The organism is Cytobacillus horneckiae (genome assembly GCF_002835735.1).
In the GTDB taxonomy this organism is placed as follows: domain Bacteria; phylum Bacillota; class Bacilli; order Bacillales; family Cytobacillaceae; genus Cytobacillus; species Cytobacillus horneckiae.
On the sequence record NZ_PISD01000008.1, the window covers coordinates 250,168 to 274,987 of the forward strand.

The 24,820-nt window shown below is 38.4% G+C and carries 28 protein-coding genes; 22 read left to right on the top strand and 6 right to left on the bottom strand.

All coding sequences use genetic code 11. The annotated features are described in order from the left end of the window. Positions 1-10 precede the first annotated feature (10 nt). From CWS20_RS04380 to CWS20_RS04395, 5 genes are all read left to right on the top strand, one after another. Complete coding sequence (locus tag CWS20_RS04380; RefSeq protein ID WP_066201789.1) at positions 11-667, top strand: potassium channel family protein; 657 nt, start codon at positions 11-13, stop codon at positions 665-667. Between the two features lie 323 nt (positions 668-990). Then, entirely contained in the window at positions 991-2,100 is a 1,110-nt protein-coding gene (locus tag CWS20_RS04385) for a stage II sporulation protein P (RefSeq protein WP_066199799.1), read from the top strand. Between the two features lie 17 nt (positions 2,101-2,117). Beyond that, positions 2,118-2,273 carry a hypothetical protein gene (locus CWS20_RS27900; protein WP_157090550.1) on the top strand — a complete coding sequence of 52 codons (156 nt, stop codon included), beginning with the start codon at positions 2,118-2,120 and terminating at the stop codon, positions 2,271-2,273. A gap of 148 nt (positions 2,274-2,421) precedes the next feature. Then, a complete protein-coding gene (locus CWS20_RS04390; protein WP_066199798.1) occupies positions 2,422-2,949 on the top strand; it encodes a YwhD family protein in 528 nt (175 codons plus the stop codon). Position 2,950: 1 nt separating this feature from the next. Continuing rightward, positions 2,951-3,187, top strand: coding sequence for a ferredoxin family protein (locus tag CWS20_RS04395; RefSeq protein ID WP_066199796.1), 237 nt, complete (start codon positions 2,951-2,953; stop codon positions 3,185-3,187). Positions 3,188-3,286: 99 nt separating this feature from the next. Here the strand turns inward: CWS20_RS04395 and CWS20_RS04400 are convergent, their stop codons facing one another. Beyond that, complete coding sequence (locus CWS20_RS04400; RefSeq protein WP_066199793.1) at positions 3,287-3,757, bottom strand: Hsp20/alpha crystallin family protein; 471 nt, start codon at positions 3,755-3,757, stop codon at positions 3,287-3,289. Between the two features lie 209 nt (positions 3,758-3,966). Between CWS20_RS04400 and CWS20_RS04405 the strand changes: the two genes are divergently transcribed. Both CWS20_RS04405 and CWS20_RS04410 read left to right on the top strand, forming a co-directional pair. Continuing rightward, complete coding sequence (locus CWS20_RS04405) at positions 3,967-4,740, top strand: SDR family oxidoreductase (protein ID WP_066201786.1); 774 nt, start codon at positions 3,967-3,969, stop codon at positions 4,738-4,740. Positions 4,741-4,810: 70 nt separating this feature from the next. Beyond that, positions 4,811-4,972 (top strand): DUF2639 domain-containing protein, encoded by a 162-nt coding sequence (locus tag CWS20_RS04410; protein ID WP_083957441.1) that lies wholly within the window; start codon positions 4,811-4,813, stop codon positions 4,970-4,972. A 36-nt stretch (positions 4,973-5,008) separates the two neighbouring features. Here CWS20_RS04410 and CWS20_RS04415 read toward each other — a convergent pair whose 3' ends face one another. From CWS20_RS04415 to CWS20_RS04425, 3 genes are all read right to left on the bottom strand, one after another. Then, entirely contained in the window at positions 5,009-5,569 is a 561-nt protein-coding gene (locus CWS20_RS04415; RefSeq protein ID WP_066199790.1) for a GNAT family N-acetyltransferase, read from the bottom strand. Between the two features lie 296 nt (positions 5,570-5,865). Further along, positions 5,866-6,987, bottom strand: a complete 1,122-nt coding sequence (locus CWS20_RS04420; protein ID WP_066199787.1) for an amidohydrolase — start codon at positions 6,985-6,987, stop codon at positions 5,866-5,868. 82 nt (positions 6,988-7,069) lie between these two features. Continuing rightward, positions 7,070-7,852 (bottom strand): undecaprenyl-diphosphate phosphatase, encoded by a 783-nt coding sequence (locus tag CWS20_RS04425; protein WP_066199784.1) that lies wholly within the window; start codon positions 7,850-7,852, stop codon positions 7,070-7,072. Between the two features lie 169 nt (positions 7,853-8,021). Here CWS20_RS04425 and CWS20_RS04430 point away from each other — a divergent pair, with 169 nt between their 5' ends. The 7 genes from CWS20_RS04430 to CWS20_RS04460 all read left to right on the top strand — a co-directional run bounded on the left by CWS20_RS04430 (position 8,022) and on the right by CWS20_RS04460 (position 13,007). Continuing rightward, entirely contained in the window at positions 8,022-8,354 is a 333-nt protein-coding gene (locus CWS20_RS04430) for a DUF4870 domain-containing protein (protein ID WP_066199781.1), read from the top strand. Between the two features lie 222 nt (positions 8,355-8,576). Next, positions 8,577-8,780: a PLD nuclease N-terminal domain-containing protein gene (locus CWS20_RS04435; protein ID WP_066199777.1), complete on the top strand. Its 204-nt coding sequence runs from the start codon at positions 8,577-8,579 to the stop codon at positions 8,778-8,780. Next, the gene (locus tag CWS20_RS04440; RefSeq protein WP_066199775.1) at positions 8,777-9,688 is read left to right on the top strand and encodes an ABC transporter ATP-binding protein; all 912 of its coding nucleotides are present in this window, start codon (positions 8,777-8,779) and stop codon (positions 9,686-9,688) included. The genes CWS20_RS04435 and CWS20_RS04440 overlap by 4 nt, the downstream gene beginning before the upstream one ends. Then, positions 9,685-10,464 (top strand): ABC transporter permease, encoded by a 780-nt coding sequence (locus CWS20_RS04445; RefSeq protein ID WP_066199773.1) that lies wholly within the window; start codon positions 9,685-9,687, stop codon positions 10,462-10,464. Before CWS20_RS04440 ends, CWS20_RS04445 begins: the two co-directional genes overlap by 4 nt. Positions 10,465-10,540: 76 nt before the next feature. Continuing rightward, entirely contained in the window at positions 10,541-11,386 is an 846-nt protein-coding gene (locus CWS20_RS04450; protein WP_066201783.1) for a patatin-like phospholipase family protein, read from the top strand. Positions 11,387-11,549: 163 nt separating this feature from the next. Then, entirely contained in the window at positions 11,550-12,341 is a 792-nt protein-coding gene (locus CWS20_RS04455; protein ID WP_066199770.1) for a hypothetical protein, read from the top strand. A gap of 93 nt (positions 12,342-12,434) precedes the next feature. Then, a complete protein-coding gene (locus tag CWS20_RS04460) occupies positions 12,435-13,007 on the top strand; it encodes a TlpA disulfide reductase family protein (RefSeq protein WP_066199766.1) in 573 nt (190 codons plus the stop codon). A gap of 55 nt (positions 13,008-13,062) precedes the next feature. Here the strand turns inward: CWS20_RS04460 and CWS20_RS04465 are convergent, their stop codons facing one another. Continuing rightward, positions 13,063-13,869: an EcsC family protein gene (locus tag CWS20_RS04465; protein WP_066199763.1), complete on the bottom strand. Its 807-nt coding sequence runs from the start codon at positions 13,867-13,869 to the stop codon at positions 13,063-13,065. A gap of 554 nt (positions 13,870-14,423) precedes the next feature. Here CWS20_RS04465 and CWS20_RS04470 point away from each other — a divergent pair. From CWS20_RS04470 to CWS20_RS04490, 5 genes are all read left to right on the top strand, one after another. Then, positions 14,424-16,595, top strand: a complete 2,172-nt coding sequence (locus tag CWS20_RS04470) for a Xaa-Pro dipeptidyl-peptidase (protein ID WP_101226238.1) — start codon at positions 14,424-14,426, stop codon at positions 16,593-16,595. Between the two features lie 70 nt (positions 16,596-16,665). Beyond that, positions 16,666-17,253 (top strand): CalY family protein, encoded by a 588-nt coding sequence (locus CWS20_RS04475; RefSeq protein ID WP_066199760.1) that lies wholly within the window; start codon positions 16,666-16,668, stop codon positions 17,251-17,253. Between the two features lie 29 nt (positions 17,254-17,282). Further along, positions 17,283-19,511 carry a M6 family metalloprotease domain-containing protein gene (locus CWS20_RS04480; protein ID WP_083957440.1) on the top strand — a complete coding sequence of 743 codons (2,229 nt, stop codon included), beginning with the start codon at positions 17,283-17,285 and terminating at the stop codon, positions 19,509-19,511. Between the two features lie 180 nt (positions 19,512-19,691). After that, a complete protein-coding gene (locus CWS20_RS04485; protein ID WP_066199757.1) occupies positions 19,692-20,006 on the top strand; it encodes a hypothetical protein in 315 nt (104 codons plus the stop codon). Positions 20,007-20,322: 316 nt separating this feature from the next. Next, complete coding sequence (locus tag CWS20_RS04490) at positions 20,323-21,027, top strand: hypothetical protein (protein ID WP_066199755.1); 705 nt, start codon at positions 20,323-20,325, stop codon at positions 21,025-21,027. 106 nt (positions 21,028-21,133) lie between these two features. On the opposite strand, the gene CWS20_RS04495 is transcribed toward CWS20_RS04490, so the two are convergent. Continuing rightward, positions 21,134-21,886, bottom strand: a complete 753-nt coding sequence (locus tag CWS20_RS04495; RefSeq protein WP_066199753.1) for a glucose 1-dehydrogenase — start codon at positions 21,884-21,886, stop codon at positions 21,134-21,136. A 204-nt stretch (positions 21,887-22,090) separates the two neighbouring features. Here CWS20_RS04495 and CWS20_RS04500 point away from each other — a divergent pair, with 204 nt between their 5' ends. From CWS20_RS04500 to rbsK, 3 genes are all read left to right on the top strand, one after another. After that, complete coding sequence (locus CWS20_RS04500) at positions 22,091-22,705, top strand: TetR/AcrR family transcriptional regulator (RefSeq protein ID WP_066199750.1); 615 nt, start codon at positions 22,091-22,093, stop codon at positions 22,703-22,705. 231 nt (positions 22,706-22,936) lie between these two features. Beyond that, on the top strand, positions 22,937-23,920 hold the full coding sequence (locus tag CWS20_RS04505) for a LacI family DNA-binding transcriptional regulator (protein ID WP_066199747.1): 984 nt from the start codon (positions 22,937-22,939) through the stop codon (positions 23,918-23,920). Positions 23,921-23,940: 20 nt separating this feature from the next. After that, positions 23,941-24,807, top strand: a complete 867-nt coding sequence (rbsK, locus tag CWS20_RS04510) for a ribokinase (protein ID WP_066199741.1) — start codon at positions 23,941-23,943, stop codon at positions 24,805-24,807. The last annotated feature ends 13 nt before the right edge of the window (positions 24,808-24,820 follow it).

The following is a 24,820-nucleotide window of genomic DNA, read 5'->3' on the forward strand; positions in this document are numbered from 1 at the left end:
TGGAGATGAAATGAAGACAAAACCATATGCTGTTATTGGGTTAGGAAGATTCGGAACTAGTATCGCAAAAAGATTATTTGAGGCTGGACAGGAAGTTCTGGGAATTGACATCGATGAAACTAAGGCGGAAGATGCGGAATTATTCCTCTCCCATACGGTCGTGGCGGATGCCACAGATGAGAGAGCACTTACGTCCGTTGGTATTCTCAATTTTGATTGTGTAATCGTTGCAATCGGAAATAATATGCAATCGAGTATATTGACCGTGATGATTCTAAAGGATCTCGGAGTGAAAAAAATTATTGCAAAGGCGCTTGGTAAGCACCATGGACAGGTTTTGGATAAAATAGGCGCTAATCTGATTATATATCCTGAAAGAGATATGGGTGAAAGGGTGGCAAATCAGCTATTATCACCGAACATGCTGAACTACATTGAATTGTCTAATGAATACAATATAGAAGAGATCATGATTCCATCAAAAATGGCTGAAAAAAGTCTAAAGGAACTTGACATTCGGGCAAAATATAAAGTTAGTGTGATTGCTATTGTAAGAGATGGGGAGATTCTCGTCTCTCCTTCACCTAAAAAAATTATTCATAGAGGTGACTTGTTGGTTATTATTGGAAATAAAGAAAGTCTCGCCAAATTTTCAAGGTTAGAATAAGTATAAGGTCGTATCTAAAAAGGGCTGAGTACAGTACAATATCTAACTCAGTCCATGATTGAATAAATAATGGGGGTCACTTCACGCCTTAGTGTCTCGACTGTCTCGCATCTACCACAGTAGTCGAGCGGACACCTATCTAAATAAAATTTCTATATCTTTCTCTTTGTCTCCAGTCTGAGACCATTCACTATTTGAATGGTCTTTTTTTATTAATAGGTTTCTCTATCATTTTTCTTACAGCATATTTTCCTATTCAATGAGAACATGTCATATTCCCACTTATTTCAACATATTTATGTCCAAAAAGGGGGGAGAGGTAGATGCAAGAATTATTTAAGAATAAATTAATCGCCTATTTTCATACGACCATCCTGTCATTTACACTAATCTGTATTTTCATAGCCGGAGCAGCGTCTTTCATATCTATTAAAGCTTCTGCAAAAATTGAATCTCCGCTCCTGTCAGATGTGCATATAGAATCTCTCTACCTATTTCTCTTGAAGAGTGCGAATCATAGTTTTGTTGAGGACAGCCAGATAAGAGAATTTTCACTGGGTAAAACAGTATTGCAATCACTTGTTCATATGACACCGGAGGATTTGAGCACTTATTTTGGCAGAGAATTGCCGTCATATACGCTGTATAATTCTTTGCCAAAGAGTACCGATAGCCGGCTAGCGGAATCACCTGCTCCTTTGGAAAATTTGTTTAAAGATAAAGAGGCTATTCCAGTAGCTGCTGAGCAAGAGGAAGCTAAGGAAGCTGAGCCTCCGCAAACGAAGAATGTATTCATCTATCATACGCATAGCTGGGAGTCATTTATTCCCTTATTAGGGAGTGTCGATCATGCTGATGATGCCAGAAGTGATGATCCGAAATTAAATGTAATATCGGTAGGGGAGAAGCTTGAAGCTGAACTGCTTTCAAAAGGCATTGGGGTGGAGCATGATACCCGAAATGTGACTGAAGAACTTTTGCAAAATGGCTTAGATGCCAATCACTCTTACCCGTTTATGAGAAATCATGTTTCTCAAGCTGTTTCTGCAAATAAAGATTTGGAATATATCATAGATGTCCATAGAGATTCACTCCGGAAGGAAAAAACGACTGTTACTATCAATGGCAAAAGTTATGCAAAATTATATTTTGTCGTTGGGGAAGAAACTGCAAACTTTGAAGCCAATTATCAATTAGCGGAAAAACTAAATAACGAATTGAAAGAAAAATATCCGGGCATTAGCAGAGGCGTGCTCCCGAAGGATAAAAATGACGGCAATGGTGTGTATAATCAAGATTTCTTTGACCGTTCGATTTTAATTGAGGTCGGCGGTGTCGACAATACGAGGGAAGAGCTAAACAATACAATTGAAGCATTTTCGGAAATCTTCAGTGATTATTACTGGGAGAATAAAGGCGTAGAACAGCATTAGGAAGGGAGAAAAACAACATGCAGAAGCTAACTCCGATATTTTGGCTGTTCTTTATGCTCATTACAACAATTTTGTCATTTTACTTTTTACATTGGCAGCTAACCATCGCCTTCTTTTTTACGGGAATGATTGCAGCTTTAGCTTCTCTTATTGAAAATCAAATGAACAACTAGCAAGTTATGTAGACGTTAGTGCTGTTCTCTACAACTAAAGTCGTAGTTTTCATTAGGCTAAATGCGTATACTTCTTTCTATTTATCCATGTTAAGTTTTAAATAGTTGCAGCTTATTTTTTCTTTATGCAAGAAAGGGGGCAGTAAACGTGAAATCTCAATCTAGAAAAGCGAATGTGCAATTTCCAATACTAAAAAATGATCCTACGATTGGTGATGGCGGTTTTGGTATTGGCACGCTCTCACTTGAGAATATTACGCCTGTTATTGTTGAGCCTGATAATGATGTCGCTTACATCGATATGGATGCTTTGCATGGGAAAAGCAAGGTAGAAAAGAAAGTGCGATTTCAGCGCCATACTGAAGAATTAATTGAGCCACATCTTTACTGGATTGTCTGGGTTGCTATAAATATAGGCAAAAGTGGCGCGTATTATTCTGGAATTGCTGCGGCAAAAATTCTCGTTTCCAGAGAAGAAAGAAGGATAAAATTAGGCTATAAGTCATTGCCAGAACATGTAAATTATTTAGATAAAGCATTAAAAGGAAAATATATTTTCAATCATATGGATAGAAAATCTAAAGCTATTTTAAAGGATTTTTTAGAACAGTATGAAGATTATTGGAAGAACACAACAAACGATTTTAAGAAATTATGGGAGAGGGAGGAATACTAATATGGCTTTTGTAATCACATCCCCTTGTATAGATGAGCAGGCAGCTGATTGCTTGGATGTATGTCCTGTGGATTGTATCGAAAAAGGAGAGGATCAGTATCTTATTGACCCGTCCATTTGCATCGACTGTGGTGCATGTGAAACCGCTTGTCCAGTGGAAGCAATTTTCCATGAGGATGAGCTTCAAGAAGAAGAGCAATCTTTCTTAGAAAAAGCGAAAAAGTATTACCATTTATAAAATGGTTTCCTTCGTTAGATTCTGCAATGATCAGAATTAGCAAGTACAATCTTTATACAGTAAAAGGCCCCAAACCACTTCTGTTTGATTTGGGGTCTTTTATACATCAGTTACATGAATCTCCGATAGCTGCCGATCCATGCTTTTATATAATTTAACTTCAAGCACTTCATCCTGATAATCAGCCTTCGCTCCCTTTTTATTCACAAGAGCAGGAAGAGTAATGATTTCTTTGTCATCATACTCGGGTATATGTTCGATAATTAATTGATTGGATGTATGGTAAATCTTCAGTTGTTTCAGCCATTTCTCATGCTTCATTTTGATGCGCACAAATACAAATTTATGAGTTTCAAAGACAGAATATTGGATTTTGGATGGACGATGATGGTTTGCGTTATGTTCTTTTTTATCTTCGCTTGAGTCCTGTCGTGAAAAGTTGCCCATAATATCATTAGGGAACACTTTGCCTAACATGCTCTGAACATAATCATTTACCTCTGCCTGATCCATTTGCTTCATTTTGGACTTCATTTCTTTACTAAAGGGGAATTGATTCCAAGGAAACATGTTAACCATCCTTTCAAGTGAAGCATATAAGGTCACATCATTGTTGTTTATTGTTCATTCGGCTACGCCCACCCATGCTTATATAGCTTATGCTCGCGTGATTCCATACGTTAAAAAAACCTGATTTCAAAAGGCTTGCATGTTTTTTAAATTCTGTCTAGTATAGGATTAAATAGATGATTAAAATTTCTGACAAATGGGGTTGTTTTGTGAAGAGAAAAACAGCGTTAATAACGGGAGGATCAACCGGAATTGGAAAAAGTATCGCTTATAAGCTCGCTGAACAACATGTAAACCTAATCATTAATTATCGCAGTAGTGAAAAGGAAGCTCTTCAACTATGCCGTAATTTAACTGAAACATACGGCACTAAAAATTTCCCAATAAAAGCAGACATAACGAATTTCACAGAGTGTGAAAATTTAATAGAAAATGCCAATAAGAAGTTTTCTGCAATCGATATATTAGTACATAATGCAGGACCTTACATTCATGAGAAGAAAACTCTTTCTGAATATAAGGCAGATGAATGGCAGTATTTAATCAATGGCAATTTAAATGCTGTTTTCTATTTATCAAGCAAGCTTATACCGCAAATGAGAAGCAATCAATGGGGAAGAATCATTACGATTGGTTTTGATCGGGCAGATACAGCTCCTGGCTGGAAATATCGTTCAGCTTATGCAGCAGCGAAAACAGGAGTCGCTTCCTTGACGAAAACAATCGCACTTGAAGAAGCCCCATACGGCATTACTGCTAATATGGTCTGTCCTGGGGATATCATCGGTGAGTGGAAAGAGAAGCAGATTGATAGCGCTTTGAACTTTAAGGATGATGAAACCCCTATAGGACGGCCAGGAACAGGTGAGGATATCTCCAGAGTGATTGCTTTTCTCATCGATAATCAGTCAGATTTTATAACTGGCAGCATCATTCCTGTCACAGGCGGAAAAGACGTATTAGGAAAAAATATTCATTGCTGAACGCATAATATTAAGTATGTTTTCCTCACTTTTTTCATATAGTGTATGGACAAGTGAGGGGGAGTAAACGATGGCTTATCAAGGTTCTAAAGGATGGTATATTGCACGGCTGAAAGAAGAGGGGATTTTTAAGCATCCGATAGATTTGCGGAAGCTGGAGCTTTATAAAACTTTTGAAGTTCGAAAAATCTATCTGGATGTCATAGCTACAAAAATGAAGGATAAGCAATAGGTTTATTTGCTTATCCTTCAGTATATTGCAATAGAGTTAAGCTTCCTTTAAATGGGATGTATCTTCGATTAATGTACCTTCTCTTAACACATGTAATGAATAGAGGTCTTTTGGAATTTCATATATATCATAGATGATCCCATCAGCATTAATTTGATCATAAACGGCCTTTCGTGACTCATTTGCATGAATGATATACGGGAGCTTCTCTGCCGCTCTTTTAGAGCGGATATTTTCTTTCTTAATTCTCATAAATATGGTCTCAATTCCAAGCTCATAAAAGGCTTCATTAAAGAAAGCGTCTTTTGCGAGTTTATTATAACCTTTGCCATGATAAGGCTTGCCAAGCCAGGTGCCAAGGAAGCCAGCATGGCTTTCTATATCATAAAGGCTGATTGTTCCAATTGGCGACCCCCATTCATCAAGAATAGTGCGTGAGATTAACTCATTTCTTTCTTCTGCTTCAATCGTTTGCTTTGTCATAAAAAGAAGTTCCTCATAGGAATGGGCTTTATGGCGCACAAAAGGGAAGACTTCAGGATGCGTCATTAATTCAAATAAAACTTGGCAGTCAAAAAGTTCACGTTTTTTCAGCAAGGAAATCCCTCCAATGAGGATAAACCTGAACCATGCCAAATAGACACTAAAGGCCCACCCTCGAAATTTTTTGTAATGTAGCTAAAAAATTTCGGGGTGGGAATCGAACCCACTAGAACCAGTTTTACTGGTGGCGCACCATTTGCCTTCCCTCAAATACCGTCAAAGATATTTAATTGAAAAATATTATTTTATTAAAGTATAATACTAAAAAAAATCAAAAAAGGAAATAGATTTTTTTAATTATTTTATCGCCATTTTCCGGCAAATTTCACCACTTTTCAACAAAGCTGAAATTACGCAATAAAAACGAACGCTCCGTTAATCATAGTCCATATTGGCTTGGCCAAAAAATGAAAAGGGTGATGATTCCAAAGTACCAAATCCGCGTCTTTTCCAACCTCAATACTGCCTATTTTATGATTGATTTTTAAGTTTTTCGCAGCGGTCAATGTAATGGCTTCCAGTGCCTTTTGTTCGGACAAGCCTTCTCTCACGGCAATGGCGGCGCAAATATTTAAATATTGGATAGGTGTATAAGGGTGATCTGTTGTTATCGACACTTCCACGCCTATTTGATCTAGCTCTTGATAGGTCCGCCATGTCTTATTTTTTAATTCTACTTTTGATCTTCTTGTAAAGGTTGGACCAACACAAACTTTTAAGTCCCTTCCTTTCAATACATCAGTAATTAAATGACCTTCCGTACAGTGCTCGATTCTTAAATCTAAATTGAACTCATCCGCAAAGCGAATAGCAGACATAATATCATCTGCTCGATGGGCATGTATGCGAACCGGTATCTCCCGGTTTAAAGCTTTCAGAATGGGCTCCGTTCTAAGAGTAACGTATCTTTCATCAGACTTCACATTATAAAATGCTTCTCGAAGCATCCCCATAATGCCCATTCTAGTAATAGAATCATTTGAACTGTGGCTATGGATACGCTTTGGGTTTTCTCCTAAAGCAATTTTAAGTCCAGCCGTTTCTTCTACTAGCATTTGTTGTATGTCTGTTCCCGCTGTTTTTATGACGGAGGTCGTTCCACCGATAACATTTGCACTGCCTGGCATGATATGGACAGTTGTAATACCGTGTTGAACAGCATCTTTAAATGCGGGATCTAACGAATGAACTCCGTCCATTGCGCGTATATGGGGAGTAAGCGGCTCAATTGTTTCATTTGCATCATTGCCCGCCCAACCAGTTCCTTCATCATATAATCCCAAATGGGTATGAACATCAATCAGTCCCGGTAATAAGTATCCTCGGGCACACTCGATCGTTTGTACATCGGTGGGCGGAATTATATTTTTTTCTACACGCGTTATTTTTTTTCCTTCAATCATGATATCTCCTAGAAAGGGAGGCATAATGATTGGATAGAGGAGTGCATTTTTTAGAATTAGTTTTGTCATATAACATCGTTCCTTTTATTTTATGGAGGAGCGAAAAGTTGTTTCCGCATGTAATTTTCATGTAAACTATTTTGAGTGTTCTTTAAAATATGCCTGTCATTTGCATAACTAAAATCGTCAGGCCGAGTATCCATACATAGACAGCAAATATTTTCAATGACCTCTTCTTTAAAAAATTTATCATCCATACAACAGCAATATAGCCGAAGATGGCTGATGTTAATGTAGCGATAAACATGCTGCTTAAGCTGATAGCGTCTGTGTGGCCCGATAGCATTTCGCCAAATTGGAGGACAATCCCTCCAGCTATAGTAGGGATGGATAGTAGAAATGAAAAATAGGCAGCAGTCTCTCGATCAAGTTTTCGAATAAGGCCGGCTGCGATCGTTAATCCTGAACGGGATACAGCCGGGAAGATGGCTGCGGCTTGGAAGCTGCCGATAAATAATGCATCTCCATAGCTGATACTGTCCATTTTTTTCACACCTTTTTTAATGCTGTCTGAAAACCATAAAATCAATCCGGTGACTATAAACTCCCAGCCAATCGTGATGCCGCTTTTTGAGATTGAGTCAAATAAATCACTGAACAGTAAACCAACAACGACTGCAGGAATCGTACCAATGACAAGCAGCATGGATAGTTTGCCGAAGGGTTGTCTGATTATTTGCCATAACTCATTTTTATACACAACAAGTACTGCAAGCAAGGTGCCAATATGCAGCATTGTATCAAGGAACAATCCTGCTTCGTCCAATCCAAACAAATGGCGGCCCAAATATAAATGTCCCGTACTGGAAATGGGGAGAAATTCAGTTATTCCTTGAATGATCCCGAGAAAAAAAGCTTCAATTTTTGATAACATGTACATCACCTTTTAAGAAGAAATAATTTATGCTTATAAAAGTTTATTCGAGTTGTCCAAAACAAGAACTGAAAAATGAATAAGGATAACAGACCGAAACTTTTTATAATATCAGCCGTAAATACGGTATATAGTTTTTATCAATAGGTATTTTAAGGAGGAAACGAAGATGGGTAACTCAAAGGATTCACAAACGGACCGCTTACTTGCTGCAGCTATATACGTTTCAAGCTTTTTTACAGTATTTATAGGACCGCTTGTTATTTGGCTAATAAAGAAAGATGATTCGCCATTGGTAGATTTTCATGGAAGGCAATACTTTAATTTTCTTATCACCTATTTTTTATACGGTGTGATCAGCTACATTTTAATGATCATCCTGATTGGATTTGTACTAGCCGCCATTGTTGGAGTAGCAATGTTTGTGTTTACAATAATAGCAGCCATCAAAGCGTTTGAAGGAAAAGCATACCGGATACCATTTATCCTAAGAATTCTATAATCATACAAGCCATCTTGGAGGAAACTTTAAGATGGCTTTTTTATTGCTGGGAGTGAACGGACTATCGAATAATAGTTAGCATGAAAAATGGCTCCAAAAAATAGAGCAAACTGAGCCTGTCTATAAATCGTATGAACATCAGAAACATCACCTTAAAAAAATCAAAAAAAAAAACTGAACGATTTCTATACTTCACCGTCATATTAAAAAGGGGGTAAACAAATGGAAACGATAAGCACGGAACTTATTCTTATGGTTATGCCGATTATTTTGATTCAGTTGATTTTGATGGTTATTGCAATTATAGATATTGTGCGCAATGAACATACGAAAGGACCTAAGTGGCTGTGGATATTAGCCGTTATATTTATTAATATCATTGGACCAATCGTCTATTTTATCTTTGGTAGGAGGACAGAAGGATGAATGTACTGACTGTTAAGGAATTGAGAAAAAAGTTTAAACGCAACAATGTGATAAAAGGTGTCAGCTTTGAACTTCCAGAGAAGAAAATTATTGCTTTGTTAGGTGCAAACGGTGCAGGTAAAACGACAACTCTGCAAATTATTGCAGGTCTAATGAATAAAACAGGGGGAGAGATTCAGTTTGAAGGGGTGGAAGCGGGAACAGATACAAGACAAATGATTGGTTATTTGCCGCAATTTCCAGTGTTTTATCAATGGATGTCAGGCAAAGAGTTTTTGCAATATGTCGGCAAGCTAAGCGGTCTGTCAAATGAAGCGGCTGCAAAAAAGACAACAGAGCTGCTTGCTTTAGTTGGAATAGCAGATGCAGGGAAGAAGAAAATCGCCAATTATTCAGGAGGTATGAAGCAGCGTCTAGGTATTGCCCAAGCACTTATCCATGACCCAAAGCTGTTAATTCTTGATGAACCGGTATCTGCACTTGATCCTTTAGGCAGAAGAGAAGTAATAGAACTGTTAAAGAAATTAAAAACACAGATTACTGTCTTATTTTCTACTCATATATTATCTGATGCTGAAGAAGTCAGCGATGAGATTCTTTTTCTTCATCATGGTGAAATCGTTGAATCAGGCTCATTAGAGGCGCTAACGGCAAAATATAAGCAGCCGAAAATTACGTTGGTGTTTGAACGTTCCCCGCAATCATATATCGACCAGCTCCATCAAGCCTTAAAAATTGATGAAGTGGATATCAATGGAAAAGAAGCCGTGCTGCTCGTCAATGAAACGGATAAAGCAAGAGATATCATTCTGCAAATGTCTGTGGAAGACAGATGGCCGCTTGTGAAATTTGAGATGAGTAAAGCCAAACTGGAAGAAATGTTCTTAAAGGTGGTGCAAGGTCAATGAGGCAATGGATCTTTTTATTGCAAAAAGAAATGCTTGAGAATATCCGCAATTTTAAATGGATATGGATGCCGCTAGTTTTTATTATTCTCGCTGTACAGCAGCCTGTGACAATGTATTACATGCCGCAAATCATAGAAAAATTTGGCGGTTTGCCTGAGGGTACGGTTCTGCAATTCCCGACTCCTTCTGCTGAGGAAGTGTTAGCGGCAAGTCTGACACAGTATAATAGTTTAGGCATACTGATTATTGTGCTGAGCACAATGGGCATCATTGCTTCAGAAAGGAAAAGCGGCGTCGCAGCGATGATTTTAGTTAAGCCGGTTTCCTACACTTCTTTTGTCACTTCTAAATGGATAGGCAGCATGCTTTTATTATGGGTATCCTTCTTCTGCGGCTATTTAGGCGCTTGGTATTATACAGGTATACTGTTTGAGTTTGTGCCATTTAGTATATTTATCGAATCACTGCTCTTATACGGCATATGGCTCTCATTTGTAACAACGCTGACTTTGTTTTTTAACTCGTTTATGAAATCATCTGGAATGATTGCGTTTATAACATTGACAATCATTATTCTATTAAGTGTTTTTAGCAGTACATTAAGCAACGCGCTGTCATGGAGCCCTGCGTTATTAAGTAATTATGTGACACAATATTTGATGATGGGTGTCTTCCCAGAAGAAATGACCGCATCACTGCTGCTCGCCATCGTTTCGATTATTGCTTTACTTATTGCTTCTATATTTCTATTTCGAAAAAATGAATTAGCTGCTTAATATTAGAAACTATTGATTCTAATATGCTAAAATAATATGAAATGAGATTCGTACGGAAGGGATTTAGAAGCGAATGATGTTAAATGGGAAAGCGCTAGTGTTGGAAGGTGGAGGAATGCGGGCCGCATTCTCTGCAGGTGTAATGGAATATTTATTGGAGCGGGGGCTTTCTTTTCCATATGTGATTGGCGTTTCAGCCGGTGCAGCAAATGCTGCTTCCTACCTATCAATGCAAAAAGGAAGAAATAAGAAAGTGAGTATTGAGTATGTTTCAGATCCACGTTACATTTCTTTCAGTAATTTCTGGAAATCAAAGCAACTCTTCGGAATGGATTTTATTTTTAATGAAGTGCCCAATCACTTAGTTCCTTATGATTTTACTTCCTTTCAAAATAATGAAGCGGAATTTGTAATTGTAACGACCGATTGCATGACGGGAAAACCTCTTTATTTCAATAAAGCAGATTACGGCAATGATTTACTGTTATTGCTTAGAGCCTCCAGCTCCTTGCCATTTATCGCTCCAGAGGTTGAATATAATGGGAAACTATTACTCGATGGCGGAATTAGCGATTCCATACCAATCAAAAAAGCACAAAATGACGGGTTTGCAAAAGCTGTCGTCGTCCTAACAAGGAATAAGGGATATATGAAGAAACCATCAAAGCTAAATTTTTTAGTTAAGAGAAAATATCCTCACTATAAAGGGCTTTACGAAGCAATGGCAAATCGATACAGAATGTATAATGAAACATTGAATTATTTAGAGCAAGAAGAGCAGAGAGGGAATGTCGTCATTATCCGGCCGACGGAAAAAGTTGAAGTCGGCCGAATGGAAAGAAATCCGCAAAAGCTTGAAACGTTTTTTTACCAAGGGTATCGTGATGCAGAAAAGCTAGCAGATAAAATTATTTCGTTGTAATAAAGTCCGTCTCTATTTTTTAGAGACGGACTTTATTACATTTTCATGATTCAATCATGTTATCTTTTTTTCTTAATAGAATAGTAATAAAGCTGCTGATAGATTTAATTGCTTGCACCATCAATATTAGCAGTTTTTACTATTTTTACAGGGAGTAGTAGTCATGAATATACAGCAATATTACGATAAAGCAGCGATGATATCTCTAAATGCAAGCCTTGCGTCACTGCTGCCGCCATTTATATTACTCATCTATAGCCTATTATTTGTCCCTCCTAAAATGGTGATTATATGGGCGGTGCCATTTCTTATTTATAGTATTGTTTGTTTTCAATCCTATATAACAAATAGCCAGAGAGCTAAAGAAGCAAAGTCGGTAAATTTTTCTGCTAATCATGTTGGCGCATTATTTCAGAAGCGAGCTGTTTCGCTTACTTTTTTACCGGCACCTAGCTTAAGAATGTTGTTTTTTAATGCAAATGGACAAGCAATTGGTGAGATTAGAGATACTCATCTGCATAGCTACCGCTGGTTTTTACCATACTTCTGTGATAGGCTTGCTCGTGAGAAACAATATGGATTATTTACTGAGGATGAACAGCCTTTTGCAACATACAAGGTGAGGAGAGACAGCATAATAATTGACTGGGAAGGAAAGTCGATTCAACTGACATTTAAAAACAACCGAGCTGCAAATCATATAGAATTTATCAATGAAATTAATGGTAGAAGCTTTTATGTTGAGAGGGCCCGGCTTTATATGGATTTCAAAATATTTATCGAATCTAAAACAGAGGCAGTGATACTAAAAAAAGGATGGCTGCCAAAGGAATGGAGCAAGCATGTGATGGATGCAAATACCCCGTATTTAACATTCCATAAGGAACTTTCATTAGAAGACCAGCTTGCGGTATATGCTATCTTAATCTACCACCTGCGAAAGCTAAACCATTAGTAAGATAAAAAATTAGCCTATCCATATGAGTTGTAGTATGATTAAAACAGTTTTGAAAACTGATTTTACTTTCTACAATCATGAGGTGTTTGTGTGAAAAAATTCTTAATAATTGCGGCTGTCATTTTAATAGTACTGATTATTGTTGATCGTACTGTGTTAAAAGATAAGGGGATTATTCAACAAGCGAAAATTGAAAAATATGAAGAAATCGAAAACATAGGAGAGCTCCCGGTAGGTCTTAAAGAAGGAGAGCTGGCACCTGAAATCGAATTGGTAGATATAAATGGAGATTCATTCAAGTTAAGTGATTATAAAGGAAAAGCAGTACTATTAAATTTTTGGGCAAGTTGGTGCGGCCCGTGTGAAGCAGAAATGCCGTATATGGAAAAACTTCATAAAAAATATCAAGAGGATGATATTGAAATTATTGCAGTTAATATGACAAGAAGTGAAAAAGTTAATGATGCACCTGAAAAATTTGTTGAGAAGCATGATCTTACATTTACCATCCCAATGGATCAAGAGGGCGTGGCAAGCAAGGATTACGAAATTATGGCCTATCCAACAAGCTATTTTATTGATTCGGACGGAGTGATTCGAAACAAAGTTTTAGGAGCACTAAATGAGGAATATATGGAAAAGGAGCTGCTCCGGCTTCCATAAATGAAAAGACAGTTGTTAATCCAACTGTCTTTTTTTATTTATGGAAGCCGGATTTTTATTGCAGCGTGCTTTTATATGTGCTTAAACGTTCTTGAATTTTTCTTTTGCGATAAAACATCATGCCTGCTTCTGCTATATCGCTTACACTTGACCGGTTAATAAATGCCCCGAATAGGAAGCCGGCAATAGGAATGATTTGAAATAGTTTTTTCCAACCAATATGATCACGATAAGCTAATACTACTTCTCGCCAGCCCTGAAGTTCAGAGACAACTTCTCTTTTGACTGCGTCGTCGGCGTCATCGATTCGTGATAGCTGTTTTAAAATCGTTTCTTTACCTACTATATCTGCAGAAACAAACTGCAGAATTTTTACGATAAACAACCGCTCTTTCTTTTCGTTAGGGTCATATCCATAGCAAATAGCTATATCTTGCAATGTTTTAAGCTGAGTACCAAGAAGGACCGGGACATCAATTGAAAGCGTAAAAATTCCACCAGCACCTGTGCTTGCCCCTTGAATAGTGGCAAAGCGCTTTCGATTGGCCGCTAGCTTAGAAACCGCTTGGTCCATCTCTTCAATAGAAAGGTTATTTAAATCAGAAAAGCTCTGAATGTTTTTTTTAGGATAATAGGAGGTTAATGAGCGGGAGGAGCTTAAATATTGCCCTCCAGATTGAACATAATGGCCAAGTTCATCTAATATTACTCCAACCTTCTTTTGTATAAATGCAGGTGTAAGCTTATCGAGAAATTTAAATGGAATTCTGCCAATTTTCTCCCAAAACCATAAACCAGATTGATCCTTTTCCCAACGCTCACATTCTTCTTTTTTCTTTTGCAGCACTTCAATTGTTTCCATTTTTTCTTCCTTTCACATACGAGATAATCTATATACGTATGATTTCATACAATCGTTTCAAAAATTATATCATATCCGCACAAAGACCCTTATCCAAGATTAACAAATAGTAATAAAACATGTAAACAAATACAGTATATGTAAAAAAAGATTTTGTACTAAAGAGAAAGAAGGAAAAAACTACATTTATTTATCAGCGCTAAGACTTTTAGCATAAATTCACCAAATTTAGATATTAGTAAAATTGGAATGTAGTCGTTAATGTTTATGAAATTCCCAATAAATTTACATAAGATATTTACCTTTATTTGAATATATTTCGTCTTTTGAAATAGTCACATTCGAGATAATTAAGGCTCTATTAGTAAATTTCAACAGATTTAACAAAACGTCCTTTATCTTTTAAGCTTTGGAAATATGAATAAATATTCCTAAATAGAATGTTTTATAAATAGACAGAATACTCATAAAATTAATACTATTATCACTGCCTCCTTTCTTCCTATCATGCTATCGTTCATATTGTATAGATAATTTAATAGGGAGGGGTTCGATTGTTCAAGAGAAAAAAACTAATTAGCGTGATTCTCGCTATTATGATGCTTGTTTCGCTGGATGTATCTTTTGCCAATGGCGCACAGGCATCAGAAGTAAAAGCTGCACCGGAACATCAAATAGTAAATGGTGTAACCGAACCAGTATTTTCTTATAATGATGCGATTAAAGAAACGATTTTCGTAGAGTCAGGGATGGATAGCGACCGAGACGGAAATCCTGATCGCATTGCCGCAGATATTATTCGTCCGCAGGAAACTGAGGATGGTTTAAAAGTGCCGATAATTATGGACGCAAGTCCTTATTATGAAAGCATGGGACGCGGTAATGAATCACAAATAAAGGATTCAGATGGGGATGGTATGAATGAAATGTTCCCGCTTTATTATGATAACTATTTTGTGCCGAGAGGGTATGCAGTTGTCTTAGTAGATATGGTAGGAACAAATAATTCAGATGGCTGTCCTCCGACAGGAGGAAAGGAAGAAATTGAAAGTGCCAAAGTTGTTATTGACTGGCTAAATGGCAAAGGTACTGCCTGGGATAAAGATGGAAATGAAATCAGTGCCGATTGGTCAACAGGCAAGGTTGGCATGATTGGTAAATCTTATGATGGAACAATTGCACAGGGAGCTGCGGCAGCAGGTGTCGAAGGCTTGGAAACAATCGTGCCGATTGGAGCAATCAGCAGCTGGTACTATTACTACCGTTATGAAGGCATTCCTTACTATTCAAATGGACCAGGGAATCTCGCAAGACGTATTACGAGCAGTGAAAGAGTTGAAGCGTGTGCACCGATTCGTGAGGAAATGCGGATTGCATCTGATGATACGACAGGGGATTATAATGAATTCTGGGATGAGCGCAATTATTATAAAGACGCTGAGAATGTAACTGCAAGCGTATTTGCCATTCATGGAATAAATGATTATAACGTTAAAGCTAACCATTTTTCTAAATGGTGGGAAGCGATAAGTGAGCATGATGTCCCTAGAAAAGTATGGCTGACCCAAACTGGTCATGTCGATCCATTTGATTTTAGAAGAGCGGAATGGGTGGAAACATTGCATCGCTGGTTTGATTATTGGTTGTTGGATATTGACAATGGCATCATGGACGAGCCTATGGCTGATGTTGAGCGAGGATTAGATCAATGGGAGACTCATTCAAATTGGCCGGATGAAAAGGCAGAAAAGGTTAAAATGCGTTTTGCTCCGCAAACGGAAGAACTGCCTGGTTCTGTAATGACTAGTCCGCTCCTAGAAGAGGCCATCCAAACATTTACAGATAATCCACGTCAAACAGAGCAGCAAATGGTGACAGGTGAATTTACCCAAAAAGAGAACAGATTGATTTATATGACGCCTGAATTAGAAGGTGATGTTCGTTTAAGCGGCATACCTGAATTGAATATTACTGCTTCTATAGATAAAAATGATACACATTTAACTGCGATGATTGTTGATTACGGAACAGATACGAGAATCAATCATACTTCCAGAGGAGAAGGAATTATTACCCTTGATGAGGTGTCTTGTTGGGGAGAAAGCTCTGATGTAGACAGCAGCTGTTACAAAGAAACAGAGACAATTACACATGAACAGCCTTACGAAATTGTCACTCATGGCTGGCTAGATGCGCAAAACTATGAATCTCTTGACTATTCTATTCCACTAGTGCCTGGACAAGAATATAAATTTACTTGGGATACACTTCCTGAGGATTATGTTTTCAAAGAAGGACACCGAATCGGCGTTATTATTGCTGGAAGCAGTACAAGATTAATGACCGATAATAACCGCGCAACATTTGATGTGTCTTTAGAAAACAGCTATATTTCCTTGCCGATTGTAGGCGGCAAGCCAGCTTTGGACAATGCTTTAGGATTTAACGGTGGTTCATCACCAAGCAGTGCAGCTCATATAAGCAAGGTTGTTGATTTCTATAGAGGAGATGGGGAAATCAAAGAAGAAATAGCTGCCCGTTCACTGCAAATGCATTTAACATCTGTTGCACAATTTGAAAAACAAAACTCGCCGGCAAAAGTAATTAAGCATCTTCAAAGTTTCTATACTTTGTTAGAACATCAGTCCGCCAACAAATTAATAACAAAAGAGGTCTATCAAGTGCTGAAGGCAGATACGGACTATCTCATCGCAAAATGGCAATAGTTTTCAATTGAAAAGGTCGGTTGGAGAGTGGGAAGCCTCTTTCCACCATCATAAAAAGGGGGAAGTTAAGATGGGTTTTAAAAAGAAAATTGCAATGGGTGCAATGTCAGCAGCTTTAGGTGTCGCTTTAATTGGTGGAGGAACGTATGCGTATTTCAGTGATACAGTGACAACAAATAATACATTTGCTGCCGGTACACTAGATTTGGCTGCCGAGCCATTGGAAATTATTAATGTGGATAATATCAAGCCTGGCGATTCAATTCTCCGCAGCTTTGAATTGCAAAATAATGGGTCGCTGGATATTGAGAAGGTGCTGTTAAATACAGACTATACCGTTACTGATGCAAATGGTGACAATACTGAGGATTTTGGCGAGCATATCGTCGTCGAGTTTCTATATAACGCCGACAAGCTTGACGAAGTCATTTATGAAACTACTTTAGCAGAATTGAAAAATATGACGCCTGAAGCAGTTGGAGAAAGTGTATTTTATCCGCTACTCGGGGAAAAAGGACTTCCGGTTGGGACAATTGATGATCTCGTTGTGCAAATTAATTTTGTAGACAATGGGGAAGATCAAAATCAGTTCCAAGGTGACGCATTGCAATTAGAGTGGACGTTTACTGCGACACAAACAGCTGGAGAACAAAAATAGACAGTTAATAGAATCAAGGGGGGATTTTTGTGAAGATTGGTAGAACGCTGTTTGTCTCTGCACTTTCCTTTTTTATGATTGCTTCTTCTGTGCAGGCAGCACCGGTTGGACTTGATCAATTTCCAGAACCGGCAGATAAAGAATCATGGGTGTTGCCGGAGAATATGACTTGGGATGATTATAATCCGATTCCAGGGCTTGATTGGAGAGAGCCGGTCGTTGAACCTGAACGAGAAATAAAAGGCGCGCTTGTTGTCGTTGATTTTTCAGATCGAGATTTTATTTTAAGCATGGAGGAAGGCTCTGAATTGGCCGGCAATCCGATTGTCGGGAATATACCACGAGAGGATATTCCGCAATACTGGGTCGACTTTTTAAATACTCCTCAGGAGATTAATAATTACCGGACGATTGATGAATATTGGCGTGAAAATTCATTTGGAAAATGGGCTGTTGATTTGGAATCATTTGGACCATATAAAATGAGTGGACGCGAATTTCAGTACGGCTTAAGCAGAGGACATGGACAAGATGTAAATATGCCTGAGGGCTATTCTGCGCTGGATTTGAAAAGTGAAGCAATGGCAGCAGCCGAAGCGGATATGGAAGCTTCTGGTGAGGAATATGATTTTACATTCATTCTTCATGCCGGCTATGATGAATCAGGTGTGTGGCAAGAATTTGGAGAAATGATGTTCCAAACGAAAGAGGATGTATCAGCAGAATTTGGGCCGCCTGCTGAATTCGCTAATATGCCAAACTGGGCGAATACGAGGTATGTTGATTGGACATCCTGGATTGCAGCGAGCAGTATTTGGTCTAGTGCTGATATTAGAAACGGAATTTCTATTCAAGGTGAAAATGACGGAATGGGAACGTTCGCACACGAATTTGGACATATTATGAATCTATTAGACAATTATAATAATCCATATGCCAATCCGGTTTCGCGAACTTATTCCGGTCCATGGGAGCTAATGAGCCGCGGCAGCTTTAACGGACCTGGAGGCCCTCATACCCGGTGGATGGTCATGCCGACGCTAGGTGCCTCATCTCCGTCACATCATATGCTTCGAAATAAAATTAAACAAGGCTTCCTTGCTGAAGAAGAATATATTAATGTAGACAGGGATGAGCTTGCTGACACTGGACCAGTATTCGCGGATATTCTTGCTAGGGAAATTCCAGTTAGCAGTGAGTTTGGCAGAGAAAATGTTTTTGCAGGAATTAATATTGAGATGGAAGACTTAACACCGCCTAATTCATTAAATGACGATTGGCGAGCAGATATGCAGCGCGGAGCAAAATGGTATGATAATTATACAGTTGAAGTGGTAGACCGGGTTGGATTCGACTCCTTCCAGACTGATTCTGGCGTTCTGCTGGCAAAAACAAAGAATGCTGAATCTGCACCAAATATTTGGGTCATCGATGCAAAGGATGAAGACATTGATCAAGTAGATTTTGTCAGACCAAATGGCAGCATTGCAAAGTATTCTAAAGGTGACTATCGACAATTAGCTGATGCACTTTTCAAAGCTGGAACAGATGAAGGAGTAGAAAGTGAATATATTGACGAACATAATCGTCTTCACTTCTATATTTTAAATAAAGAAGTAGATGAAATTGGCGCACTCTCCTATCGGGTCGCAGTCCGGCATCTGGATGGAGCAGGTGATTTTGAACGAGGTTTGGAAATAGAAAATGGCACGGTAGAAAGAGCATTGCCTGGCAAAATTGCAACCCATCATTTCAAAGTAACAAATACAGGTGAAGAAACTGATCTCGTTCGGCTTCAAGCTGAAGTAGATGCAGGCTGGGAAACAAAATTAATGAATTCTGTCATTGAAGTGCCTGCTGGCGAAACGGTAGAGGTACCAGTATATGCTGAAGTACCTGATGATCAAATGGGCATCACGACTGTGCAATTTACTGCTACATCGGAAACAGACAGCAGTAAATCAGTGAGCAGTATTCAACCAATAACGAATGATATAAGTGCAAATGGAATAAAAGCGTTAGTCACGTTTTATGGCGATGAAGGTGGTTTTGCAGACAGTGCAGTGGCAAGGCAGCTGAACACGCATTTAACTTCTATTGCATTATATGAATCCAAGGATCTATCAGATAAAGTGACGAAACATACCCAAAGCTTTAAACAACTAGTTTCCAAGCTTAATGACAATGAATTAATCACAGATGAAGCTGCTGGTGCGCTGCTTGATTATAGCGACTATTTATTGCTTCAATGGCAGTAACTCCATTCGAAAGGCAAGGGAGAAAGGGTTCCTTGCCTTTTTTGAGTTCTTTTTATTATGCATTCACACTTAGTGTAGAGCGGCAAGCTTCGGGTATAATACTGGAAAACAGTCATTGTTATTGGGATAAAATAGTCATATTAATAGTGATATAGTATGATTATGATAGGAGGTGGGAACATGAATAAATCAACGATTCTAAAGTGGGTTACCGGAGGCTGTGAAGCTTTTCTTGGCATTCCTTTTATTGGCGGTGTCTTTATCCTTACATATGCCTGGACTCCATTAATGGTTATGTTAATTTTACATATCATCACATTAGTTTTTTCCGCCAAAGAAAATGAAAACAGATATGGCAGTATTTTAGGAATTGTCACTTCATGCCTTGGCTGGATTCCTATAGTGGGCATGATTATGCACATTATTACAGCAATATTGCTGATGATCGATGCAGCGAAAAGCAATAAGAAGCAGAATGAAAGCAGTATGATTTAAGATTGTTTTGCCTTGAGCGGGGGTGTTAACTCCTGCTCTTTTTTTTATAGTGACTATGTAATAGCTTTTTGTTGATTTTTGCATCGTGATCATTGGAGCGGCAAGCGTGAGACTCCTTCGAGGCTTGAAAGGGAAGAGGGACTTCCATTGATCAATTTAATCAACCTCTTTTCCATATTTTTTTGAATATGTTCTTACTGAATTAAGAAAAGTAGACAATTACTATTTAATTAAATTAGATAGATATTAGTACAAGCCATCCTGTAAGTTCTTTAATAACATGAAAAGAATCTTCTTTTTGAAAGCAGGGTGAATAATGGGTGCTAACTATCCGAAAAATAGGAAAAAAACAAACTCAAAAGGAATGAATAATACTTCAGCTCGGTCAGGCAGTAGTACCGGTGTCCCCAATTGGAATCGGCCGCCAAGGAGAAGCGGAACGGTTAATCTCTGTATTAGAGCAGCAGTAGACGCTCAAATTGAACATGGGTATAGGATAAAGAGAGATGTTGAAACTGCAACAGCTATTTGGAACCAATCTACATCGCGCCATTTTTCTGGTGTATCCTTTGATATTATTGATTTGAAGGCGATTGAAACGAATATAAATACTGAAATTTTTAGTATTGATCGCAATATCCATGCAAGTGAAATAAAAGCTATGGTGGATGCAGCAGCTTGTGACGCAGCAGATGTAACTGTATTCTATCTTCCAGGAAAGTTCATATCAACAAATCATCCCTTTAGTTTAGTAGTAGCGAGATATTATCCAGTTCATCGCGTGATTATCATGTCAGAAGGAGCAGTAGCCAATCCATATTTTCTTGCCCATGAACTTGGTCATGCCCTATTTACAACCAATAGCAGAGGTTATTATGATGACCCAGATCCACAGAGAAAAGATAACGCACATAACAGGAACGAAGGAAACTTGATGTATAAAGGATTATCAAGTAGGACAGTGCCAACCATTACAAATGAACAAATCGGAAAAGCATTGTACAGTACTTTGTTTCGATAAGCAATGCTCGTAAATAAGAGTAGCAGTAAAAAGAGCGTGCTGTAGTAATCTTCGCATTACTTTGCACGCTCTTTTATTTAGTCATATTCTACTCAATTGATCAGCGTTAAAGCGCTGTCCAGCCGCCATCGATAACCAATTCAGATCCTGTTACAAAGCGAGATTCATCAGAGGCAAGGAAAACGACGCCATAGGCAACATCTTCCGGTTCACCGAAGTATGGAAGCTGTGTATATGTTTTGTAATAAGGCGTCGCGCCACCTTCTACCATTGTTGGTCCTGTCATCGGTGTGACGATGATGCCAGGATGAACAGAATTAACGCGGATTTTATCTTTTCCATACTCGACTGCCGCTGATTTTGATAGCACACGAAGTGCTCCTTTGGCAGCAGTGTAAGGGCTTGTGCCTGCCATGCCGACAATGCCCCCAATTGATGAAATATTGATGATAGAACCGCCGCCAGCTTTTTTCATTTCTGGAATAACGTATTTCATCCCAATCACACAGCCGTTTAAGTCGATGTCCATGATTTTATTCCATTCGTCCATTTCCATGTTTGCAATCGTTTTTGGTGAAGACACACCGGCATTATTAACGAGAACATCAACTTTCCCAAATAATTTAACTGCTTCTGCAATAATGGCTTTCCATTCGGCTTCAGAAGTAACATCATGTTTAATGGCTACTGCCTCGCCGCCATTCTCTTTAATTTCTTCAACAACTTTATTTAAATGTTCCATTTGCACATCAGTTGCGATGACCTTTGCGCCCTCTTTGGCGAATAGCATTGCTTCAGAAGCGCCCATGCCCATCGCTGCTCCAGTAATAATGGCAACTTTCCCATTAAGTCTGCCCATCTATCATTACCCCCATAAAATTTAAAGTATTACTATATAGTGAATATATAAACAACTAGTTGTCTTATCAACATGATGTTGATAATCTAATTATAACCATCATTTAGAAAAGGGCAATCAACATACAGTTGTGAAGCGTCGCATTATAAACAAGTTTTGAAATAATGTTGTATAAATGGAGAAAGTAATACAAGGAGGCTAATTATGTCGAAAAAGAAAATCGATCCTCGTGTTTTAAGAACGAGACAATTACTTCGAGATGCGCTCGTAGAACTCATCCGAGAGCAGGGCTATGAAAAAATAACTGTCCAAGATATTACTAGCAGAGCAACTTTGAACAGGGCAACATTCTACCTTCACTATCAGGATAAACTTGATTTGTTAACACAAAGTACTGATGAAATTTTAAATGAGCTTGTTGAAGGTATTCATTCATCTTTTGATGGCAAAGTGGAACTGGATTTTCAAATGAACACTCCAAATGAAAAATTTATCTTCTTATTTGAGCAAATATTACTTAATGCAAAATTATATAAAGTGTTTTTAACTGAAAAAAATATGCCTCATTTTACATCGCGAATGATGGAGGTTTTAACAGGCTTTATCTCAGAGGGAATGATGGCAATGGAGCCTGACGATCATAAGCTTACCGTACCGAGAGAGTTTGCAGAGAGGTACTTTTCTGCCGCTTACTTAGGTGTGATTGTATGGTGGCTGGAAAATGATATGCCTTATACACCGAAATTCATGGCTACGCAGTTAATGCGCATTACAGTTCAAGGCCCATATGCGGAAAATCCATTTATAAAACTGAAATAAAGCATATGCAAGTGTTCAGGCTATAAGGGAAAAAGAAGGTGGTACACGGGCTAGGCCAGCTCTGCCGCCGTTTTCAAAATAGAAAGATTGATTAAAAAATAAGTTGACAACATAAAAAAAAATGATAAACTGATGTATGTAAACGGTTACATTCTTTGTTTTCTGTTTTTTTTTAGCAGTGTGTAACGGGTTACACATACGCGTAATTTCGGTCAAGGTAGGTTGTATAAGATGATAACGATTAAAGAAGTGGCAAAATATGCGGATGTATCTGTTGCTACAGTTTCAAGGGTTATAAATAATAAAGGCTATGTGCAGGCAGAAACAAGACAAAAGGTAGAGGAAGCGATAAGGCTCCTGAATTACCGCCCGAATAACGTAGCTCGAAGTCTATTTAAAAAGCAATCTAAAATGATTGGCTATATCGTACCTGATATAACTAACCCGTATTTTCCACAGCTTGTAAGGGCGGTGGAGGATGTAACTGTGAAGGCCGGATTTACGACTTTTTTATGTAATAGTGATGATGACCTGCAGAAAGAACAAATGTATTTAGAAAAGATGCTAGAGAATCATATTGATGGTGTCATTATCGTTTCTAACAACATTGAAGCCCGCCATTTAGAAAATATTCATTTGCCCATTGTAGCATTGGATAGGGTTTTTCATGAAAAAATTCCTTCTGTAACAATTGATAATTATGATGGTGCAAGACGAGCTGTCATGCATCTATTGGAAAATGGCTGCAAAAAAATAGCTCATTTAAAAGGACCTGAGATAATAGAAAACTCCAACCTGCGCAAGAAAGCCTATGAAGATGTTATGGAAGAGAATAAGCTCCCAATCATCATAGGGGCGGGTAACTATCAGTTTAAAGATGCTGAAATGACCATGAAATCACTGTTGGAATTGCATCCTGATATTGATGGTGTTTTCGCTGGGAATGATGTGATGGCAGTAGGTGTGCTAAAAGCATTGAATCGGATGAGGATTCATGTGCCGGAACAAATCAAGTTAGTTGGATTTGACGGGATTGAATGGACAGAAACTGTATCTCCAGAAATTACGACCATTGCTCAGCCTATTTATGATATGGGTAAGAAAGCAGCAACGATGCTGATGGAAAGAATAAATGGACAGGCAGTTGGAGAGGACCATATCGTTCTTGAGACAGAATTGAAAGTGAGAGAAACAACAAATAACGGCAAGTTTTAAATGTATAAAGGAGGAATCCCATGCTAACCGTCATCGGCAGTATAAATATGGATCTAGTCACACTTACAAATATAAACCCTTCTATGGGTGAAACGGTCATGGGAGAATCTTTTTTAACCATCCCCGGCGGAAAAGGTGCAAATCAAGCTGTTGCGGCAGCAAAGCTTGGTGCAGATGTAAAGATGATCGGCAAAGTAGGCGATGACCTATTTGGCAAAGAGTATATGGAATATTTCCAGCGTCAAAGCATCAATGTCGAGAAAATCAGTGTTGAGAAAGGTGAAAAGACTGGTATTGCAAGTATTACTGTCTATCAAAATGATAATAAAATCATCGTTGTTCCAGGTGCAAATCACCTAATTACACCAGAAGTGATTGACAGCTACAAAGAGGATATTTTACAAAGCAGCTGGCTGCTATTACAGCTTGAAATCCCGCTTGCAGCAGTAGAGCGAGCATTAGAAATTGCCAAGTCTGGTAATGTGAAGGTTATTTTAAATCCAGCACCGTTCCATCATATCCCTGAGCATTGGCTAGAGAAAATCACCTATTTGACACCAAACGAATATGAAGCAGAGCAATTATTGAATGCTTATAGCAATGAGCAAATTGGCAATAGGGTAAGAGAAAAGTTAGTGATCACTAAAGGTGATGAAGGAGCAGAATTTTTTAATGAAGGGAAAATCGTGCATATTCCAGCAATGAAAGTCGAGGCAGTTGACACAACTGGTGCCGGAGATACATTTAATGGCGCATTGGCAGTAGCGCTGTCAGAAGGAAACACGCTTGAGCAGGCAGTCGCATTTGCGATTAAAGCAGCTGGCCTTTCAGTTATGAAGCTTGGAGCGCAGTCAGGCATGCCAACAAGAGAGGAAATAAGCGAGTAAAACTATTGAAAGT

What these genes read in the sequence shown, in the direction of transcription:
- CWS20_RS04380 (WP_066201789.1), top strand. Translation starts at nt 11, where the DNA reads ATGAAGACAAAACCATATGCTGTTATTGGGTTAGGAAGATTCGGAACT.
- CWS20_RS04395 (WP_066199796.1), top strand. Translation starts at nt 2,951, where the DNA reads ATGGCTTTTGTAATCACATCCCCTTGTATAGATGAGCAGGCAGCTGAT.
- CWS20_RS04475 (WP_066199760.1), top strand. Translation starts at nt 16,666, where the DNA reads ATGGGTTTTAAAAAGAAAATTGCAATGGGTGCAATGTCAGCAGCTTTA.
- CWS20_RS04455 (WP_066199770.1), top strand. Translation starts at nt 11,550, where the DNA reads ATGAATATACAGCAATATTACGATAAAGCAGCGATGATATCTCTAAAT.
- CWS20_RS04490 (WP_066199755.1), top strand. Translation starts at nt 20,323, where the DNA reads ATGGGTGCTAACTATCCGAAAAATAGGAAAAAAACAAACTCAAAAGGA.
- CWS20_RS04385 (WP_066199799.1), top strand. Translation starts at nt 991, where the DNA reads ATGCAAGAATTATTTAAGAATAAATTAATCGCCTATTTTCATACGACC.
- CWS20_RS27900 (WP_157090550.1), top strand. Translation starts at nt 2,118, where the DNA reads ATGCAGAAGCTAACTCCGATATTTTGGCTGTTCTTTATGCTCATTACA.
- CWS20_RS04420 (WP_066199787.1), bottom strand. Translation starts at nt 6,987, where the DNA reads ATGACAAAACTAATTCTAAAAAATGCACTCCTCTATCCAATCATTATG.
- CWS20_RS04485 (WP_066199757.1), top strand. Translation starts at nt 19,692, where the DNA reads ATGAATAAATCAACGATTCTAAAGTGGGTTACCGGAGGCTGTGAAGCT.
- CWS20_RS04465 (WP_066199763.1), bottom strand. Translation starts at nt 13,869, where the DNA reads ATGGAAACAATTGAAGTGCTGCAAAAGAAAAAAGAAGAATGTGAGCGT.
- CWS20_RS04505 (WP_066199747.1), top strand. Translation starts at nt 22,937, where the DNA reads ATGATAACGATTAAAGAAGTGGCAAAATATGCGGATGTATCTGTTGCT.
- CWS20_RS04495 (WP_066199753.1), bottom strand. Translation starts at nt 21,886, where the DNA reads ATGGGCAGACTTAATGGGAAAGTTGCCATTATTACTGGAGCAGCGATG.
- CWS20_RS04435 (WP_066199777.1), top strand. Translation starts at nt 8,577, where the DNA reads ATGGAAACGATAAGCACGGAACTTATTCTTATGGTTATGCCGATTATT.
- CWS20_RS04440 (WP_066199775.1), top strand. Translation starts at nt 8,777, where the DNA reads ATGAATGTACTGACTGTTAAGGAATTGAGAAAAAAGTTTAAACGCAAC.
- CWS20_RS04430 (WP_066199781.1), top strand. Translation starts at nt 8,022, where the DNA reads ATGGGTAACTCAAAGGATTCACAAACGGACCGCTTACTTGCTGCAGCT.
- CWS20_RS04500 (WP_066199750.1), top strand. Translation starts at nt 22,091, where the DNA reads ATGTCGAAAAAGAAAATCGATCCTCGTGTTTTAAGAACGAGACAATTA.
- CWS20_RS04445 (WP_066199773.1), top strand. Translation starts at nt 9,685, where the DNA reads ATGAGGCAATGGATCTTTTTATTGCAAAAAGAAATGCTTGAGAATATC.
- CWS20_RS04400 (WP_066199793.1), bottom strand. Translation starts at nt 3,757, where the DNA reads ATGTTTCCTTGGAATCAATTCCCCTTTAGTAAAGAAATGAAGTCCAAA.
- CWS20_RS04450 (WP_066201783.1), top strand. Translation starts at nt 10,541, where the DNA reads ATGTTAAATGGGAAAGCGCTAGTGTTGGAAGGTGGAGGAATGCGGGCC.
- CWS20_RS04425 (WP_066199784.1), bottom strand. Translation starts at nt 7,852, where the DNA reads ATGTTATCAAAAATTGAAGCTTTTTTTCTCGGGATCATTCAAGGAATA.
- rbsK (WP_066199741.1), top strand. Translation starts at nt 23,941, where the DNA reads ATGCTAACCGTCATCGGCAGTATAAATATGGATCTAGTCACACTTACA.
- CWS20_RS04410 (WP_083957441.1), top strand. Translation starts at nt 4,811, where the DNA reads ATGGCTTATCAAGGTTCTAAAGGATGGTATATTGCACGGCTGAAAGAA.